Source organism: Arsukibacterium sp. (assembly GCF_033722355.1).
In the GTDB taxonomy this organism is placed as follows: domain Bacteria; phylum Pseudomonadota; class Gammaproteobacteria; order Enterobacterales; family Alteromonadaceae; genus Alishewanella.
The window spans coordinates 1-17,509 of sequence record NZ_JAWVZF010000044.1 but is presented as its reverse complement, the minus strand read 5'-3'; the positions used below and the strand labels follow the sequence as shown (position 1 = coordinate 17,509).

The following is a 17,509-nucleotide window of genomic DNA, read 5'->3' as shown; positions in this document are numbered from 1 at the left end:
TAAACTGACCACTTCACCAATAATCAGCAGCGCTGGCGATTGTACCTGCTCGCTGCTAACCCGCTCAGCCAGTTCACTTAGCTCTGTAGTAATAATCCGCTGCTCCAGCCGGGTACCGTTTTCAATAATGGCCACAGGGGTAGCAGGCGATCGCCCTGCGTTAATCAGCTGCTGCTGAATATGGGCGGCTTTCATCAGCCCCATATAAATTACTACGGTCTGGTTCGGGGTACTCATACTCTGCCAGTCCGGCTCGCTGCCGTCTTTGCGGCAATGGCCGGTAACAAACTGCACGCTTTGCGCATGATCGCGATGGGTTAGCGGGATCCCGGCATAAGCGGCACAACCAGCGGCGGCAGTAACGCCCGGCACCACCTGAAAAGCAATATTATGGGCCAGCAAGGCCTGAATTTCCTCGCCGCCGCGGCCAAAAATAAACGGGTCACCGCCTTTTAACCGGCAGATTTTCTTACCGGCCAGCGCTAAATCAATCAGAATCTGATTGGTATCCTGCTGCGCCACCGAGTGCGCACCGGCTTTTTTACCGACACAAATCAGATCGGCATCGCGACGCACTAATTCCATAATTTCCGGCGACACCAGATAGTCGTATACCACCACATCGGCTTGCTGCATTAACTGCAGCGCTTTTAACGTGAGCAGCTCCGGGTCGCCCGGCCCGGCCCCGACCACATAGACTTCACCAGCCAGTTGCTGTGGCTCTGCCAACAGCGCCCTCAGCCGCTGTTCAGCCTGCGGCAGCTGATTAGCCTGCACCTCACGCACCACATCGGAATTAAATACTTTTTCCCAGAACTGGCGGCGGGCGGCAAAGCCTTTAATTTTCGCTTTTACCTGCTCCCGGAAATGCCCCACCAGCTGCGCCAGTGGCCCTAAATGCTGCGGTAATAAGGTTTCCAGCTTTTCCCGCAGGCGCCGTGCCAGCACCGGGGCGGTACCAAAGCTGGAGATAGCAATAATAATCGGGTTGCGGTCGATAATAGACGGGAAAATAAAACCGCATTTCGGCTGATCATCCACCGTGTTTACCAGCATATTGCGCTCAGTCGCGGCAGCGAATACCGCGCCATTTACGTTTTCGTTATCAGTGGCAGCAATCACCAGCAGCTTGCCGTCTAATAACTCCGGGCTGAAATAACCAGTAATAAGCTCGGCTTTACCCTGCTGCTGCCACTCAATAAATTCCGGAGCAAACGCAGGTGATACCACATAAAGCTTAGCGCCAGCACTTAGCAGGGTGCCGGCTTTACGCAGCGCCACCGAACCGCCGCCGACGATTAACACCGGTTTATCAGTTAATTTAACGAATAAAGGAAGATATTGCACAGCGGCTCCGCAGGCTGAAACAGTCAGCATAAAGTATCGCTTAGCATAGCGCCGGGCGGGTTAATCGCAAAATAGCTTATCACGCTCTTATATAACCAAACGGAATTAACATTTTAAGTTCTATACTCTTTAGCCCACAAGCGACAGTTGTGACAACGGGTTAATTCGCTTACATTAGTGCTTAAAATTACAACAAAACATCAGCGCGATAATACAACAGGATTTACTATGTCAACACTTAGCCAGTTTATCAATGACTTAGCCACCAACCTCAAACTACAACAAGATTTTCGGGATGACCCGGCAGCGACCATGCAGAGTTATGGACTGCAGAGCCACGAAATAAACGCAGTACTGGCCGGAGACAAGGAAAAAGTTGAGCAATTAACCGGACATGCGGTATTGCCTGTTACTTTTATATTTCCTGCAAAGTAGCCAACCTTGAAAAAGTGTGGAGTGTTCAGCACAACGTTAATATTTATATTAGCGTCTTTCTTTGCTGCCTCTGCAGCAGACACTTTTCAACAGCAACTGGACCAGGCTGAAGCACTACGTACCCAGTCACCCAGCCAAACCGCTGAAATTGTTGCGCAACTGGAAGCAAACTATCAGGCGCTTACTCTTTATCAACAACAACAGTTTACATTTCTAAAGGCCTACACCTTTGCATTTCAGGGTAAACAAGATGATGCCATCACCTGGGCTTTGAAAGTTGCGGACAGTGAGTACCCGGAAATCACCCTGAAAGCGAACTTGTTACTGGCAACCGTATATGAGCACCGCAAGGATTTCAGCAGAGCTTATGCTTTCCTGTTTGATGCGTTAAAGGTGGGGGGGGCACTTAACGACGAGCCACTGCAGGTTATCTTGTATACCGTAGCGACGCAACTGCACATAAGTGCAAATGTGTACGACAAAGCATTGGAATATGCGTCGAATATCGTCGAAATTGCGAGCACTCCGCGCAGTTTTTGTGTCGGCTATGTGTTGCAATTAAATGCATCGTTGCAGTTAGCTCAAACCTACACTGATGATGCAGTTAACCAGGCTCGCCAAGCCTGCCTGACGGCCAACGAGCCGTTGCTATTACATACCATCAGCCTTTACATCGCAGAAATTGATGTAACAAAGGTACCAGAACAGGTTAAAAGTGACATGCTAGCGGTACTGCCTGAACTGAGGCAAATAGGTTATGTATACTCGGTTATCCAGGCTGAATACTTTCTGGGCTCGGCAGAGCTTCATTTAGACAACTATGCTGCAGCAGAGTCGTTACTGGAAAAAGTGTATCAACAAGCCACAGCATTAAATGACACAAAAACAGCCAATAAGGCTATATTACTTTTAGCCCGTTCCTATCAGGAAAGAGGTAATGCCTCTGCTGCTGTTACCGCCTACAGCCAGCATTCTGCTGCTCTGAACAGTTATATTGACGAGTTTAAAAAGCGCAGCGTGGCCTACCATCTGGCCCAAGCCGATTTTATGGAAAGCGAAAATAAACTGGCGCTGCTGGAGAATAAAAACAAATTATTGCAACTGGAAAGCCAGCTGCAAAAAGACGAAAAATTCCGAACGTTGTTAATTTCCTTTACTTTACTGACACTGTTGCTGCTGATTATTTATGTATTAAACAGCAAGCGGGTGGCATTAAACCGCCTGGCCACCACCGACTTTTTAACCCGCTTATTTAACCGCCGCTACTTTAACGATACGGTTAGCAGACATCTCGCCAACCGTCGTCAAAAAGACGAGTACAGCTTGATTATGTTTGATATTGATTTATTTAAACAAATTAATGACCAATATGGCCATACTGCGGGCGATACAGTACTAACTGCGATTGCCCAATGCTGTCAGACACAAATCCGCCAGCAGGATATTTTAGCGCGGATTGGCGGCGAAGAATTTGCACTGTTTTTGCCGGGCTGTGCCTTGGCCGATGCCAAAGAGCTTGCTGAGCAATGCCGGCAAAGTCTGGAACAGTTAGTCATTCCGTTTGAAGATAAGCAGATTCATGTTACCGCCAGTTTTGGGGTTTCCACCAGCAATAGCGCAGATTTTGACACATTATTAAAACAGGCTGATGAGGCGTTGTATCAGGCTAAAACCGGTGGCCGCAACCGGATTGTGGTGTATCAGCAGAGTAACCCCGAAGGCAACAGTCAGGCGAGCGATGTCTGAGCAACTCCAGGGTAGCCTGCTGTGCCTGGGCTTGGGTATTACCCTGGGCAGCCAGCTGACCATACTGGCGCGTGAGCAACTGGCCGCAGCTGATCTGGTATTTTTTCACAGCAATAGCCACTACCTTCCCGGCTTTTTACAGCAGATAAACCCCAACTTAGTGGATTTACAGCCGTTTTATCAGGCCGGCCAGCCCCGCAGTAAAAGCTATCAGGCGATGCTGGATGCAGTAATTACGGCGGTAACCGCCGGTAAAAATGTGGTGTGGGCATGCTACGGCCACCCGGGCATTGCCAGCTGGCCGCCACACGAAGCAATACGCCAGTTAAAAGCGCTGGGCTACCGCGCGAAAATGGAAGCCGGCATTGGCGCAGATGCCTGCTTATATGCCGATTTAGGCATCGACCCGATGGCCGAGGGGTGCCAGCAGTTTGAAGCCAGCCAGTTTTTATTTTACCAGCATACCGTCGATGTCAGCGCTTATCTGCTGCTGTGGCAGGTGGCGATAGCCGGTGATTTCAGCCTGGCCAGGCTTGAGAGTGACAGCCGCTATATTGAAATCCTGGTGCAGCACCTGCAGCAATGGTACCCGCCGAATCATCAGGTAATTTTATATGAAGCCGCCGACTTACCCATCTGGCAGTACCGGGCCGAGCAAGTTAGCTTAGCCGAATTACCGCAGGCCACCCTTAACCAGATCACCACTTTGGTGATCCCGCCGCTGCGAGCCAAAACTATTAACCACAAGATGCTGGATCAGCTTGGCGTGCCAGCCGATCACCCACTGCGCAAACGGTAATAACTAGCTTTAAAAGTAAAAAAAAGCGGCAACCGAAGTTGCCGCCAAAGAGGGATGAGAGAGGTATCCCGTTAAATCATTAACCTGGTGCCATCATAGTAATCAATGCCGGATCAGGTAATCAAACGCGCCCAGTGAGGCATTGGCACCAGCGCCCATGGCGATAATAATCTGCTTATACGGCACAGTAGTGGCGTCACCAGCGGCAAAAACGCCCGGTATTGAGGTCTGGCCGCGCTCGTCGACAATAATCTCACCGCGAGGCGATAACTCCAGCGCACCGCGCAACCATTCGGTATTCGGTACCAGGCCAATCTGGACAAAAATACCCGCCAGCTCAACATGATGCGACTCACCGGTCTTGCGGTCGGTATAATTAATACCATTTACCCGGCTACCGTCACCGGTCACTTCAGTGCTCTGCGCTTCAGTAATAATGGTAATGTTGCCCATTGAGTTGGCTTTTTTTACCAGGACCGCATCAGCCCGCAGTGTCGCGGCAAATTCCAGAACGGTAACGTGCTCAACAATACCGGCTAAGTCGATAGCCGCTTCAATGCCTGAGTTACCACCACCGATAACGGCCACTTTTTTACCTTTAAATAACGGGCCATCACAGTGCGGGCAATACGCCACACCTTTACCACGATATTCCTGCTCGCCCGGCACGTTCATTTCGCGCCAGCGCGCACCCGGCGCAAGTATCAGGGTTTTACTGCGAAGCACCGCGCCGTTTGCCAGCTCCAGCTCAACCTTGTCGGCCTTGCTCAGCTTAACTGCGCGCTGGTTATTCATAATATCCACGTCGTATTCACGGACATGGGCTTCTAACGCATTAACCAGCTTCGGGCCTTCGGTATATTTAACCGAAATAAAGTTTTCAATACCAACGGTATCCGCCACCTGGCCACCAAAGCGCTCGGCTAAAATACCGGTGTTCAGGCCTTTGCGGGCTGCATATACCGCTGCGGATGCACCAGCAGGGCCACCACCTACCACCAGTACGTCAAACTCCGCTTTGCTTTTCAGCGCTTCAGCCTGACGTTTTTCAGCATTAACGTCGATTTTCTGGATAATCTTCTCCAGGGTAATCGCGCCCTGCGAGAACAGCTCGCCATTTAAAAATACTGATGGCACGGCCATGACGTTGCGTTCGCTGACTTCGTCCTGGAACATGGCACCATCGATCATCACGTTAGTGATGTTCGGGTTAGTCGCCGCCATAATATTCAGTGCCTGCACCACTTCCGGGCAGGTCTGGCAGCTCAGTGAAATATAGGTTTCGAATGCAAATTTGCCGGGTAACTGGCGAATTTGTTCGATGGTATCGGCTTCTACCTTAATCGGATGACCACCAGAGTGCAGCAACACCAGCACTAACGAGGTAAATTCATGGCCCAGTGGCACACCGGCAAAAGTGATATGCGTGTCTTTCGCTACCGAGCGCACCAGCATCGCAGGTTTGCGGTCCATAGCAGCATCGTCGCGACGAAGCGACACTAAATCTGATAAACCAGCTATGTCATTCGCCAGTTGTTCTACTTCAGTGGCTTTGGCGCTATCGTCTAAAGATACCACCAGCTCAACTTCTGTTTTCAGGTTCTGCAAATAAGTTTTAAGCGTTTGCTTCAGGTTAGTATCTAACATAAAAACTCCAGAAAAATTAAGACGATAAAAAATCAGCGTAACAAAGCCTCAGCCTGATTTTACAGGCTGTAAGCATTTAATCCGGGATAGTCCGGGCAAGCATTTCCTGCCCGGATACCAAACCGTAGTCTGGCAGAGAGAAGCTGATTACAGCTTCTTAGGAGGGGCTGTAATCGGTTCTCACTGCAGATAACTGCAGATATTGCACTGCTTAGATTTTACCAACCAGGTCCAGTGATGGCGCTAAAGTCGCTTCACCCGGAGTCCATTTAGCCGGACATACTTCGCCGTCGTGGTTAGCAACATACTGCGCAGCCTGTACCTTACGGAACAGCTCAGCAGCAGAGCGGCCGATACCTAAATCGTGGATCTCAGCCACTTTGATTTCGCCTTCCGGATTGATTACGAAAGTACCACGCAATGCCAGGCCATCTTCTTCAATCATCACGCCAAAGTTACGGGTAATGGCACCAGTCGGGTCGCCGATCATCGGATAGTTGATTTTCTTAATGGTTTCAGACGCGTCATGCCATGCTTTGTGAGTGAAGTGGGTATCCGTTGATACTGAGAACACTTCAACACCCATTTCCTGGAACTTAGGATAGAAATCAGCCAGGTCGCCTAACTCAGTAGGACAAACGAATGTAAAATCAGCCGGGTAAAAACAAACTACCGCCCACTTGCCAAGCAATGTCTGCTCGGTTACCGGCACAAATTTGCCCTGATGAAATGCAGTGGCTTTAAATGGCTTAATCTTAGTATTGATAATTGAAGACATTGTCTTGCTCCCTTCGGTTAATAAATAGATTGGTAAATTGCCGTGTTTCAATGCTGGTCATCATAGCCAGCAATCTTAAGTTTTTAAAACGAATTAAATTAATCACTCTAATCGTTTTTATTAATTAGAGGAGTGGATGCAACTAAAATAATGCGATAGCGCCTTGGTCATAGTGCAGCACTAGAGATAAGGACAAGGCACTGATTTCTCAAGCGCCTAATTACTGTTTACGACTGTTGCAACAGAGTTTAATCGCGCTGACCGCTTAACTGAATGGCACGGATATCCATACCACTGGGGTGCTGGTAAACCCGCAGGCCAAATTCCGGCAGGATCGCCAGCAGATGGTCAAAAATATCTGACTGAATGCCTTCATAGGCCAGCCATGCTGTGGTATTGGTAAAGCAGTAAATTTCCAGTGGCAAACCATCAGCCCCGGGAGCAAGCTGACGGACCATTAATGTCATATGCTGGTGTACGCCAGCATGGCTGGCAAGATAACGCTGCACATAAGCCCGAAATGTGCCGATATTGGTTATACGCCGGGTATTGACCGGTTCTTTACCCTGCTCAGCCAGCTGGCTGTTCCAACTGTCTATTTCCCTTTGCTTTTCAGCCAGATAATCCTGCAGCAGGCTGAAACGGTTCAAATGCTTACGCTCATCAGCGTCCAGAAAGTGCACGCTTTGCTGATCCAGCATCAGGCTGCGTTTAATCCGCCGCCCGCCCGACTGCTGCATGCCACGCCAGTTTTTAAAGGCATCGGTCATAAAGCGCCGGGTGGGTATGGTCGTGATGGTTTTATCCCAGTTCTGCACTTTTACCGTATGCAGTGCGATATCAATCACGTCGCCATCGGCATTCAGCTGAGGCATTTCCACCCAGTCACCAACCCGGATAACATCATTTGAGGAAATTTGCACGCTGGCGACTAGCGATAAAATGGTGTCCTGAAAAATCAGCATTAATACCGCGGCCATGGCGCCCAGACCAGATAGCAAAATAAGCGGAGAGCGGTCTACCAGTGCCGCGATCATTAAGATCAGCGCGATGGTAAATACCACTATTTTCAGGACCTGCACATAACCTTTAATTGGCTTGGTTTTGGCGTCTGGTCCCTGCTCGTAAATGGCGTTAACCAGGGTCAGGATATTGGCTATTGCCAGCGCAACAGTAAGCACCACAAAGGCGTTACAGACATTGACGACGATCGTCGTGACCGTTTCTGATACGCCATCAATTAACGTGATGCCCTTAGAGATAACCAGCGCGGGTACAATATTTGCCAGCCGGGAGATAAAAGCAGAATGCTGAATAACCTGATGCTGGCCATAGGCGCTGGCCCGCAAAGCCCTGATAATGCCGCGGATCAGCACCTTCTTTACTATCAGATTGCTAAACCAGGCCACCAGTAATAGCACGCCAAGGCTAAGCCATAATCTGGTTTCCGGATGCTGCTCCAGCCAGCTCTGAAGCGCACTAATGTCAAAATCCAACATCTGTCAAGCCATTCCCTGTTTAACGTGATCAACGACAAACACTGCAGCCGTCGTCTCTGTTGACGCTATTATGACCCGATAAACCAGTTTTGCAACCGCACTGGCTAGATACCATCTCCATCCATATGCAGGCCACACTCGCGACCAAAGCCATTAAAACGGGTATCTTCCTCGCTCATGCCCGGCTCGAACTTCACAGTGGAATGCGTATCTCCGACCGATAAGTAGCCCTGCTCCCATAACGGGTGGTATGGCAGGTTATGCTGTTTTAAGTAATAAAAGACATCCTTATTACTCCAGTCGATAATCGGCTGAATTTTCACCACGCCACGGCTGATTTCAACAATATCCTTATCAGCCCGGGTACTGCTCTGGCTGCGCCGCAGGCCGGTAAACCAGCTACCCACCTTAAGTTCCTGCAATGCCCGTTGCATTGGTTCTACTTTATTCAGCTGGTTGTATTGCTTAGTGCCTTCGGCTGTCAGCCATTGCTGGCCATAACGTGCCAGTTGCCAGTTGGCCGATAATGCTGCCCGGTAAACCTGTAAATTGAGGCCCAGCTGCTCGGTTAACTGATCAATAAACTGATAGGTTTCCGGAAATAAATAGCCGGTATCTGTCAGCACCACCGGAATATCCGGCTGTTGAACAGTCACCATATGTAACATGACAGCGGCCTGGATACCAAAGCTGGAGCTCAGCATGGGCTGTGCCGGCAGGTTATCAAGCGCCCAGCGTACCCGCTCGCTGGCGCTCAACGGGCTGAGCAGATGATTGATCTCTGCCAGCCAGGCTCGCTGAGTGGCACTGTCCTGCTGCAGTATCTGGCGGTAATCGGTTGTTACACTGTCGATCATGCTATGTCCTGCCATCGTTACGTCAGTTAACTTCTGGGCTGCACTGTCAGGCATGAAAGTCAGTCTTTGAGACTTTCACTTCTGCTACCACGCCTGTGCGGATAACAAAATCACCAAAGCACTCACCGCTATTGCGTTCTGTCGCCCAGCGACCAATCAGGTTATCCAGCTCACTGAGGATCTGGCTTTCGCCGACATTATCTAAATACAGTTTCGGGATGCGCGTGCCGATTTTATTGCCGCCCAGATAGACGTTGTACTTTCCCGGTGCCCGGCCGACCAAACCCACCTCAGCCAGCATGGCGCGGCCACAGCCATTGGGGCAACCCGTTACCCGCAATACAATATGGTCGTCAGCCAGCTGGTGCTTTGCCAACAGCGACTCCACTTTCGTCACCAGCTCCGGTAAGTAGCGCTCTGCTTCTGCCATCGCCAGCGGGCAGGTAGGAAAGGACACACAAGCCATGGAGTTTTTACGCTGCTCGCTATGGCTTTCATCAATTAAGCCATGATCGCGGGCCAGTTGTTCGATTAACGCTTTCTGCTCAGCTGGCACACCGGCAATAATCAGGTTCTGATTAGCCGTCATCCGAAAATCACCCTGATGAACACTGGCAATTGCTGCCAGACCGGTTTTCAGCGGCTTACCCGGAAAATCCAGCACCCGGCCATTTTCAATAAACAACGTTAAATGATGTTTACCATCGATGCCTGCTACCCAGCCAAAGCGATCGCCACGGCTGGTGAATTCAAAGGGTCTGGCGGGAGAAAATGGCACACCTACCCGCTGTTCCACTTCAGCTTTAAAGGTATCCACGCCGATCCGGTCAATGGTGTACTTGGTTTTGGCATTCTTGCGGTTAACCCGATCGCCGTAATCGCGCTGCACCGTAACCACATGCTCTGCCACTTTTAACGTATGCTCCAGGCTGATAAAACCCAGTGCCTCGGCTTTACGCGGATAGGTTGAGGTATCACCAAAAGTCATCGCCAGACCGCCACCAACCAGCACATTAAAGCCAATCAGCTTACCGTTTTCAGCAATAGCGACAAAATTCAGGTCATTGGCATGCACATCAATGTCGTTATGCGGTGGAATAACGACAGTAGTTTTAAACTTACGGGGTAAGTAGTTTTCACCCAGCACCGGCTCGGTTTCGGTGGTTTCCACCTTTTCTTCATCCAGCCAGATTTCGGCATAAGCGCGGGTTTTTGGCAGTAAGTGCTCGCTTATCTTTACCGCCCACTGATACGCCTGCTGATGCAGCACTGACTCCACCGGGTTAGAGGTACACAGCACGTTACGGTTAACATCGCCGGCGGTGGCAATCGAGTCGATACCAATGCTGTTTAAAAACTGGTGCATGGGTTTGATATGCGGTTTTAGCACGCCATGAAACTGAAAGGTCTGGCGGGTAGTCAGCCGGATACTGCCATACAAAGTTTTCTCGGCAGCAAACTGGTCAATGGCCAGCCACTGCTTTGGCGTAATAATGCCACCGGGCATCCGCGCCCGCAGCATCACATTGTGCAGCGGCTCCAGCTTCTGCGCAGCCCGCTCAGCCCGGATATCGCGGTCATCCTGCTGGTACATGCCATGAAACCGCACCAGCATAAAGTTATCGCCATTAAAGCCGCCGGTAATCTCGTCGTCCAGATCCTGCTTGATGGTGCCCCGTAAGTGGTCGCTTTCAGCTTTTAACCGTTCATTGTCAGACAACTTGCCACTGACCTGCAGTTCAGGTTTAATCGGATATTGGCTCATTAGTACACATCCTTCTGGTAACGTTTGGCTACCCGTAATTCATCTAAATAAAGCTGTGCCTGCTCAGCACTTTTGCCACCTTGCTGTTGCACTATGTCCAGCAGTGCCTGATGAACATCTTTCGCCATCCGGTTAGCATCACCACAAATATAAACATGCGCCCCCTGCTCCAGCCACTGAAATAATTCGGCAGCGTGTTTACGCAATTTGTGCTGCACATACACTTTCTCTGCGCTATCCCGGCTGAATGCCACATCCAGCTTGCTCAAAAGCCCCTGTTTTAAATAGCCTTGCAGCTCGGTTTGATATAAAAAATCCTGAGTAAAATGCGGGTTGCCAAAAAACAACCAGTTTTTACCGCTGGCACCACGGGCGTCACGCTCCTGCAAAAAGGCCCGGAACGGTGCAATGCCGGTGCCGGGGCCAATCATAATAACCGGCGTGTCATCATTCGCAGGCAAACGGAAATTATTATTCTGCTCGACGAACACCTTTATTCTGTCGCCTTCTGCCAGACGCTCGGCCAGATAGCCCGAGGCACCGCCAACATGCGGCTGACCAAAAGCATCGTAACGTACGACTGCCACCGTCAGATGCACTTCTTGTTCGACCTCAGCCTGGGATGATGCAATAGAATACAGCCGCGGCTGTTGTTTTCTGAGCGCGTCTACTAACTGCTGGGCACTGATTGACGTTGAGGTTACCGGGTACTCACGGACGATATCAATAATCTGCCGGACCGCCAGATAAGATCGTAAGGCCGTTTTATCAGTCGCCAGTTGCTGTAAGGCGTCATTGCCACTGGCAGCAGCGTATTTTTCAACAAATGCCGGATAAGACTGGGTAAGCTCCAGCTGGCTGGTCAGCGCATCGGTCAGACTCAGGCTCTGGTTCGCCAGGTTCACCTGCGCTGTTCCCTCCAGGCCAGTCAGACTCAGTAATTCCGTCACAATCACCGGGTCGTTTTCAAAATATACGCCAAGCGCATCCCCCGGCAGATAGGTTAAACCAGAGCCCTCCAGTGAAATTTCAATATGCCGGACATCTTTAGCTGAATCCCGGCCGGTAATTTTCTGGTTGGTGTAAAGCTCTGCCGCAAACGGTTGTTGTTTGTTGTACTGACTTGCCGCTACTGGTGCTGCCTGACCGGGCCAGTTAATTACCTGGGCTGACGGTGCCCTGGCAAACTCTGGCTCAACCACGTTAATTAACGCATTGTTCCAGCTATCGGCAGCGGCATCATAGTCGACATCCAAATCAGAGCGCGCCTGTAAGCGCTGGCCACCGAGTTCAGCCAGCCGTTCATCAAAATCAGCCGCTGTTTTGCAGAAAAACTCATAACTGGTATCACCCAGACCCAGCACAGCAAATTTCAGCTGCGGCACTTTTGGCGCTTTTTTACTGAAAAGGAAGTTGTAGAAGCTCACCGCATTTTCCGGTGGTTCACCCTCACCATAAGTGGAGGTGACAATGATCAGATACTGCTCATTTTTCAGCTGACTGCTTTTATAATCGGCTAAATCTATCACCTTGGCGGCAATATTCTTCGCTTTGGCAAGGCTGGCCAGCGCTTCTGCTACATGACGAGCATTACCGGTTTGTGAGCCATAAACGATAGTCAGGCTGGCACTGCTTGCGGCTGCTGCGGCAGGCGCAGCGGTCTGGGCACCACCTAGCTGAGCGCTGGCCGCCAGATAACCGCTGACCCAGGCCTGCTGAATAGGGTTCAGCTGACTGACCAGCCCCTGTAATTGCTGTACCTGCTGCTCTGACAGCGGACTGGCCTGCGCCACTAACGATGATAAAAGCATAAAATTACCTGTTTAAACTTTAGATCATCATTTTAGCCATCCAAACGTATGCTGGTAAAAGAATGGATCTCTCTGCGTTATTCCAAATAGTAATTAAAAGTTCAGTGTCTGCCTGAAACCTGACATGAAGCGAGCTTTCAACCGGCTTGCTGGCCAGCCGCCACAACTGAAAATTTCACTAATAATTGGCTAAAACCGCTAACGCCAGGTTCTGTACCAGCAGCGAATCATTTTATAGTTGTTTATAAACAAACACTTAAATATTGGCATCGCCTTTGCCTTAATAAATTGTCATTAAGAACCACAATAAGGAACTCCAATATGAAATGCTCACTTCTGGCCAGCGCCGTTATTCTAAGCACCCTTAGCCTGAATGCCATGGCGCATCAGAATAACCAGTGCAATATCGAATTCGAAAAAGATTTAGTTATCAACAGTGACAGTGTCCGGCTGCAGGATAACGGTACTACCCTGTGGCAAATTGACGATAATGGTCAGCTTATCCTGGATGGCAAGCCGGTCATGGTTAATAACGACACCCGTTTGCTGCTGCGCGATTATCAGGCGGGCATTCGCAGCCAGACCAAGGAAACGGTAGCCCTGGTAGAAGATGCACTGATTATGGCAAGTGACGCGCTGACTACCGTCATGGCAGAGCTGACCGGAAAATCGCTGGATGATTACCCGGCCGTGCAACAGGCGTTAGCTCAAATCAGCGATGCTGCCAATCAGGTAGTCGTCAGAGAGGGTGATAATACTTATCTGTATGGCAGCCGGCTGGAAAGTATTGATCAGGCATTCGGACCGGAATTTGAACAAGCCGTGGAAGAAGCCGTTAATCAGTCGATGGGCAATATTATGATGCTGGTAGGTAAAGCGATGACCAGCGGTGAAGGTAGCTTCGAGCAGCGGATGGAAGCATTTGGTCAGAAAATGGAAAAATTTGGCGAAGATCTGGAAGCTAAAATGGAAATAAAAGCCGCTGCGCTGGAGCAGCGTGGTGACGCGATCTGCGCTCAGGTAAACCAACTGGATACACTGGAAACCCGTATTCAGCAGCATATTCCGGCAATGCAACAGTACGATTTATTTAAAAATGGCGACAGTGCCCTGAGCCTGCGTCGTTAATCTGGTCACTCCCAGCCACAACCTTTAGCGCAGGGGCTTTGCCTGCGCTTTTTTTATTGGTTTTATTACTTTTTTTAGCCGCTTTGTTGCTGCAGAGTGCGGTTAGTTCGACCTGGCCCGCTTTAACCGGTCATGCACTGCGCGCCAGTTGTCCTGTTCTGGCGGTAATTCACACCAGATAGCCGTCACGGATGTCTGATCGGCTTGAAATAACGTCTGATAGAGCTGCCGTCCATATGCTGCCGCCTCTGCGGGCATAGCATAGGATTTAACCAGCGGATGGGCAGCAATGGCACTGTAATGTAATAACGCGACAGGTTGCTGCAAGCCGTCCAATTCTGACTTTAATTGTGCCGTTGGGAAGCAGTGCAGTTTTTTATCCGGCTGATAGTGCGCATCGACATTGCCTGACACGGCCACCTTATGTTGCTGCGGCTGTGCCACACTCTCGCCCAGCACTGCGGCAATCTGGGGCGCCGTTATCGGGCCGGCACGGACGATAACCGGTTTGTTGCCCGTCAGATCAACAATGGTTGACTCCAGGCCATACTGACAGTCACCGCCATCCAGCACCGCTTGTATTCTGCCCTGCATCCCTGCCATCACCTGAGAAGCCGAGGTTGGACTCAGCTTTTTATAAAGATTGGCAGAGGGTGCGGCAACACTGAGTTTGTACTGCTGCAACAATGCCAGTAGTGCCGGGTGTGATGGCATCCGTAAGCCAATGGTGGGCAATCCGCCGGTAACCACTGAATTGACATGATCCGCTTTATCCAGCAATAACGTAAGCGGGCCGGGCCAGAATGCATCTGCCAGAGCAACTGCCGTGTCGCTGACATTTTTTGCCCACTGACCGATAGCGGCTTTATCTGGTACATGCACAATCAGCGGATGATTGGCAGGCCGGCCTTTGGCCGTATAGATAGCACGGACCGCATCAGGGTTGGTAGCGTCTGCGGCCAGACCATAAACTGTCTCTGTCGGCACAGCAACCAACTGGCCCTGCTGTAGTAATTCAGCACCAATTTTAATATCTGCAGCGGAGTCTGCACTAAGTAATAACGTATTCAAGGGTTACATTCCTGACAATATTGTTGACTGGCATGTGTCGCCGCAACGGGCTCTGTCGCCATAAAATCGCAGCGCTGACAAACAGCCTGCCGGTAGCGGGTCAGACTGGTGGGCACACCACAGGCCTCACATGGTAAACCCGGTATCGCTTTATCCGGCCAGAAGCCGGGGGTGGCACAGTGCGGACAACAATGCTGTAAGCGCCGGGCCAAATCGTCGGCAGCCTGCTGTATATGAAAGCGCCGCTCCGGACTCAAATGGGCACGCAGGTCATAACTCAGGGTTACGTCACCCTGGGCAAGCCTCAGCAACGCTAAATTATGCGCCTGGGCTGCCGTTAAGGCCTTTTTCAGATAACTGCCTTGCTGCAACACTAAATGCTGGTCTGGTTCAACATCCGCCAGGGCCTGTTGTAACGCCTGCGCATCTGCGATCTGCCATTGCCGGGCCAGCGAGGGCCCATAAAACCGGCCGGTGACAGCCCAGCCCGCTGTCACGTTAACACAGCAAATCAGTTCCAGATTATAAGTGCCAATACCAAAGGGGCCAACAGAAAAACTGCCTTCGCTGCCAATGCCAATATTAAGACCTGATAAATCAGCAGCCAGTGCCGCTTTACGAAAAGCGCATTCCTGTGCTGTCATAAAACGGGTTTGTTCGCCGGCAAAAGTACCAAGGGTATCGGTATCAAAGCTGTCAATCTCGGTCAGCTGCCAGCCAAACTGGGCAAGCGCCGGCGCAATTAAACGCGCTTTGTCATGCCGGGTTAACATAGCAACAGTCTGTTTCATAACGTTACCTTCTGCCAGCGCATTTGCTTCCACTGATGCAAGGTACCATCCTGATCCAGCTGATAAAGCCATAGCCATTGGTTGTTTACCAGCGCCGCCACATCGCCGGCCCGAGTGATAATATCACTGATAGCCTGCTGCGGTGCAGCAATGATCACAGTCAGACGAACCGGCTGATGACGCAGCCGGCTGCCATCATGCACCGATTGCCAGCTTAAACCGGTACGTAAATCACCACCATTTCCTTCGAACACGCCAATATGACCGGCCACCACATTATGCAGCAGCTTGTTACCACTGCCATATTTATCAGGCGCCACCACTGAGGCGTAATATTGCATATTGATCCAGTTGGTTACCACCATAGGCGCGGTCATAATGGTGTGCAATAAGCTGAAATTATCATCCCGCGCAGCATCGTAGTCATGTAAAAAACACCGGCCCTGCAGATCCAGTCCTTTGGTCAGGGCGCGCGGTGCCACAATAAAAGCCGCATTATTGGCCAGACCCCACTCAGGGCGCAGCTGTGCCCAGTCGCGACTGCGCAGCTTAAAAAACCGGCTTAACGCTGAGCCCCCCGCCGGGGCCTCTGCAAACTGGCTGGCGCGCTGCTGTTTGGCATCTGTCGCGGCATCGGCCAACCAACTCAGCCAGTCAGCGTCGGCCGGAGGCGAAAATACCTGCAGGTCGTCTGTTGTGGTGTGGTGCATAGCGGCATGAAAGCGGGTGTCTGCCGGGATCTCAAGCTCATGTCGCCACGCCAGCTCTGCGCGTACCTCATTGTCGTTGAGAATTTGTGCCAGTACCTTTACATTCACCTCACCGGTCTGACCGCCACAGGCGCCACAATCAAGTGCCGCGGCCTGCGGGTTGTTACAGGTGTTGCTGCCATGCCCTACCAGGAGCACCACCGGCGCCAGCGTGCTGCTAAGGCCCATGGCAGATAAAATCGCCGCTGCCAGCTGCGCTTGCTCGCGGACACTCAAAGGCTGCTGCTCATGGCTCAGCTGCCATTTGCCATCATCCAGATAGCGGTTCATGGCATGCGGTGCCTTAGTCCGGAAAAATGCCCGCTTTAACAGACTCAGTAGCTTAGTGGCACCGGCAGCTTCCACCATGCCCAGGCTGGACGACGCCAGATCAAAGCTTTGTTTCCAGCCAAGGGCAGGCTGGCGCGGCAATGTCGCTTTGTCAGGGCGGACCTGGCTGACTTGCATCACCGGTGCGAGCAAACCCGGTAGCTGGGGCCGGCTCAGTTTACTGTCGGCAGCTTTATAGGCAATAGGCAGGCCGAAAAAGCCAGCAAAACCGAGGGTTTGAATTCCCTTATGCTGTTGCTCCAGCATTCTTCGGATTGGCTCGGAACGGACATCAATGCAAAAGGCGGCCTGGAGCACTGGCCTGGCAGGCAAGGCAGCAGGCTGGCTAGCGGCCTGCTGCAATTGCCGCAGTAGCGGAAGCTGGAAACTCAGTTCCAGCGCCCGCTGCCACACCTGGCGCATACTCTGCTGCGCCCTCGTATTCAGTAACATCGTGCTATATTGCCGGCTCTGCAGTTTTAACGCCTTAACCACATTCTGATGCGTCTCATTATGGCGTTTGCTGTGCTGCCATAAGACCCAGTCCCACCCCAGTAACATGTACAATAACTGACTTACGGCATTATGACTTTGCTGCTGATTAAGTTGTTGCTGCCAGTCGAGCCAGGCCTGCCAGCCCGCCCAGCCAGATAGCCCCTGCAGCAGATTTTCTAAATAAGCCAGTTTTGTCTGCTCGTCGTCACACCAGCTATCCAACCAGGGTTCCAGTTGTTGTAACAAGGCTGCTGGCTCTGT

General features: G+C 51.1%; 14 protein-coding genes. 4 read left to right on the top strand and 10 right to left on the bottom strand.

Annotated elements, in window-relative coordinates; translation table 11 throughout:
* The coding region (cysG, locus tag R3177_RS06370) for a siroheme synthase CysG (protein ID WP_318970205.1) at positions 1 to 1,347 on the bottom strand (1,347 nt) is incomplete at its 3' end.
* 228 nt (positions 1,348 to 1,575) lie between these two features.
* On the opposite strand from cysG, the gene R3177_RS06365 reads away from it, so the two are divergent.
* The 3 genes from R3177_RS06365 to R3177_RS06355 are packed head-to-tail and all read left to right on the top strand — an operon-like array spanning position 1,576 to position 4,327.
* The gene (locus tag R3177_RS06365) at positions 1,576 to 1,782 is read left to right on the top strand and encodes a hypothetical protein (RefSeq protein WP_318970204.1); all 207 of its coding nucleotides are present in this window, start codon (positions 1,576 to 1,578) and stop codon (positions 1,780 to 1,782) included.
* 6 nt (positions 1,783 to 1,788) lie between these two features.
* A complete protein-coding gene (locus tag R3177_RS06360; RefSeq protein ID WP_318970203.1) occupies positions 1,789 to 3,528 on the top strand; it encodes a tetratricopeptide repeat-containing diguanylate cyclase in 1,740 nt (579 codons plus the stop codon).
* A complete protein-coding gene (locus tag R3177_RS06355; protein ID WP_318970202.1) occupies positions 3,521 to 4,327 on the top strand; it encodes an SAM-dependent methyltransferase in 807 nt (268 codons plus the stop codon). The genes R3177_RS06360 and R3177_RS06355 overlap by 8 nt, the downstream gene beginning before the upstream one ends.
* Positions 4,328 to 4,429: 102 nt before the next feature.
* Here R3177_RS06355 and ahpF read toward each other — a convergent pair whose 3' ends face one another.
* The 6 genes from ahpF to R3177_RS06325 form a co-directional block, all read right to left on the bottom strand.
* The gene (ahpF, locus tag R3177_RS06350) at positions 4,430 to 5,974 is read right to left on the bottom strand and encodes an alkyl hydroperoxide reductase subunit F (protein ID WP_318970201.1); all 1,545 of its coding nucleotides are present in this window, start codon (positions 5,972 to 5,974) and stop codon (positions 4,430 to 4,432) included.
* A gap of 211 nt (positions 5,975 to 6,185) precedes the next feature.
* A complete protein-coding gene (gene ahpC / locus R3177_RS06345; RefSeq protein ID WP_318970200.1) occupies positions 6,186 to 6,752 on the bottom strand; it encodes an alkyl hydroperoxide reductase subunit C in 567 nt (188 codons plus the stop codon).
* Between the two features lie 248 nt (positions 6,753 to 7,000).
* Positions 7,001 to 8,251 (bottom strand): mechanosensitive ion channel family protein, encoded by a 1,251-nt coding sequence (locus tag R3177_RS06340; protein ID WP_318970199.1) that lies wholly within the window; start codon positions 8,249 to 8,251, stop codon positions 7,001 to 7,003.
* A 104-nt stretch (positions 8,252 to 8,355) separates the two neighbouring features.
* On the bottom strand, positions 8,356 to 9,123 hold the full coding sequence (locus tag R3177_RS06335; RefSeq protein WP_318970206.1) for a phosphoadenylyl-sulfate reductase: 768 nt from the start codon (positions 9,121 to 9,123) through the stop codon (positions 8,356 to 8,358).
* A 31-nt stretch (positions 9,124 to 9,154) separates the two neighbouring features.
* Entirely contained in the window at positions 9,155 to 10,873 is a 1,719-nt protein-coding gene (gene cysI, locus R3177_RS06330; protein ID WP_318970198.1) for an assimilatory sulfite reductase (NADPH) hemoprotein subunit, read from the bottom strand.
* Positions 10,873 to 12,684 (bottom strand): assimilatory sulfite reductase (NADPH) flavoprotein subunit, encoded by a 1,812-nt coding sequence (locus tag R3177_RS06325; RefSeq protein WP_318970197.1) that lies wholly within the window; start codon positions 12,682 to 12,684, stop codon positions 10,873 to 10,875. Before R3177_RS06325 ends, cysI begins: the two co-directional genes overlap by 1 nt.
* Before the next feature lie 321 nt (positions 12,685 to 13,005).
* Between R3177_RS06325 and R3177_RS06320 the strand changes: the two genes are divergently transcribed.
* Positions 13,006 to 13,812: a DUF2884 family protein gene (locus R3177_RS06320; protein WP_318970196.1), complete on the top strand. Its 807-nt coding sequence runs from the start codon at positions 13,006 to 13,008 to the stop codon at positions 13,810 to 13,812.
* Between the two features lie 102 nt (positions 13,813 to 13,914).
* On the opposite strand, the gene R3177_RS06315 is transcribed toward R3177_RS06320, so the two are convergent.
* The 3 genes from R3177_RS06315 to R3177_RS06305 all read right to left on the bottom strand — a co-directional run.
* Positions 13,915 to 14,883: an L-threonylcarbamoyladenylate synthase gene (locus R3177_RS06315; protein WP_318970195.1), complete on the bottom strand. Its 969-nt coding sequence runs from the start codon at positions 14,881 to 14,883 to the stop codon at positions 13,915 to 13,917.
* Positions 14,880 to 15,674 (bottom strand): DUF6671 family protein, encoded by a 795-nt coding sequence (locus R3177_RS06310; protein WP_318970194.1) that lies wholly within the window; start codon positions 15,672 to 15,674, stop codon positions 14,880 to 14,882. Before R3177_RS06310 ends, R3177_RS06315 begins: the two co-directional genes overlap by 4 nt.
* On the bottom strand, positions 15,671 to 17,509 hold a 1,839-nt coding region (locus R3177_RS06305; protein ID WP_318970193.1), incomplete at its 5' end, for a putative inorganic carbon transporter subunit DabA. The genes R3177_RS06310 and R3177_RS06305, both read right to left, overlap by 4 nt.

Excerpts from the sequence above, each read along its gene's own strand:
- ahpF (WP_318970201.1), bottom strand. The coding sequence starts at position 5,974 with ATGTTAGATACTAACCTGAAGCAAACGCTTAAAACTTATTTGCAGAAC.
- R3177_RS06335 (WP_318970206.1), bottom strand. The coding sequence starts at position 9,123 with ATGGCAGGACATAGCATGATCGACAGTGTAACAACCGATTACCGCCAG.
- R3177_RS06310 (WP_318970194.1), bottom strand. The coding sequence starts at position 15,674 with ATGAAACAGACTGTTGCTATGTTAACCCGGCATGACAAAGCGCGTTTA.
- cysI (WP_318970198.1), bottom strand. The coding sequence starts at position 10,873 with ATGAGCCAATATCCGATTAAACCTGAACTGCAGGTCAGTGGCAAGTTG.
- R3177_RS06320 (WP_318970196.1), top strand. The coding sequence starts at position 13,006 with ATGAAATGCTCACTTCTGGCCAGCGCCGTTATTCTAAGCACCCTTAGC.
- R3177_RS06365 (WP_318970204.1), top strand. The coding sequence starts at position 1,576 with ATGTCAACACTTAGCCAGTTTATCAATGACTTAGCCACCAACCTCAAA.
- R3177_RS06325 (WP_318970197.1), bottom strand. The coding sequence starts at position 12,684 with ATGCTTTTATCATCGTTAGTGGCGCAGGCCAGTCCGCTGTCAGAGCAG.
- ahpC (WP_318970200.1), bottom strand. The coding sequence starts at position 6,752 with ATGTCTTCAATTATCAATACTAAGATTAAGCCATTTAAAGCCACTGCA.
- R3177_RS06355 (WP_318970202.1), top strand. The coding sequence starts at position 3,521 with ATGTCTGAGCAACTCCAGGGTAGCCTGCTGTGCCTGGGCTTGGGTATT.
- R3177_RS06340 (WP_318970199.1), bottom strand. The coding sequence starts at position 8,251 with ATGTTGGATTTTGACATTAGTGCGCTTCAGAGCTGGCTGGAGCAGCAT.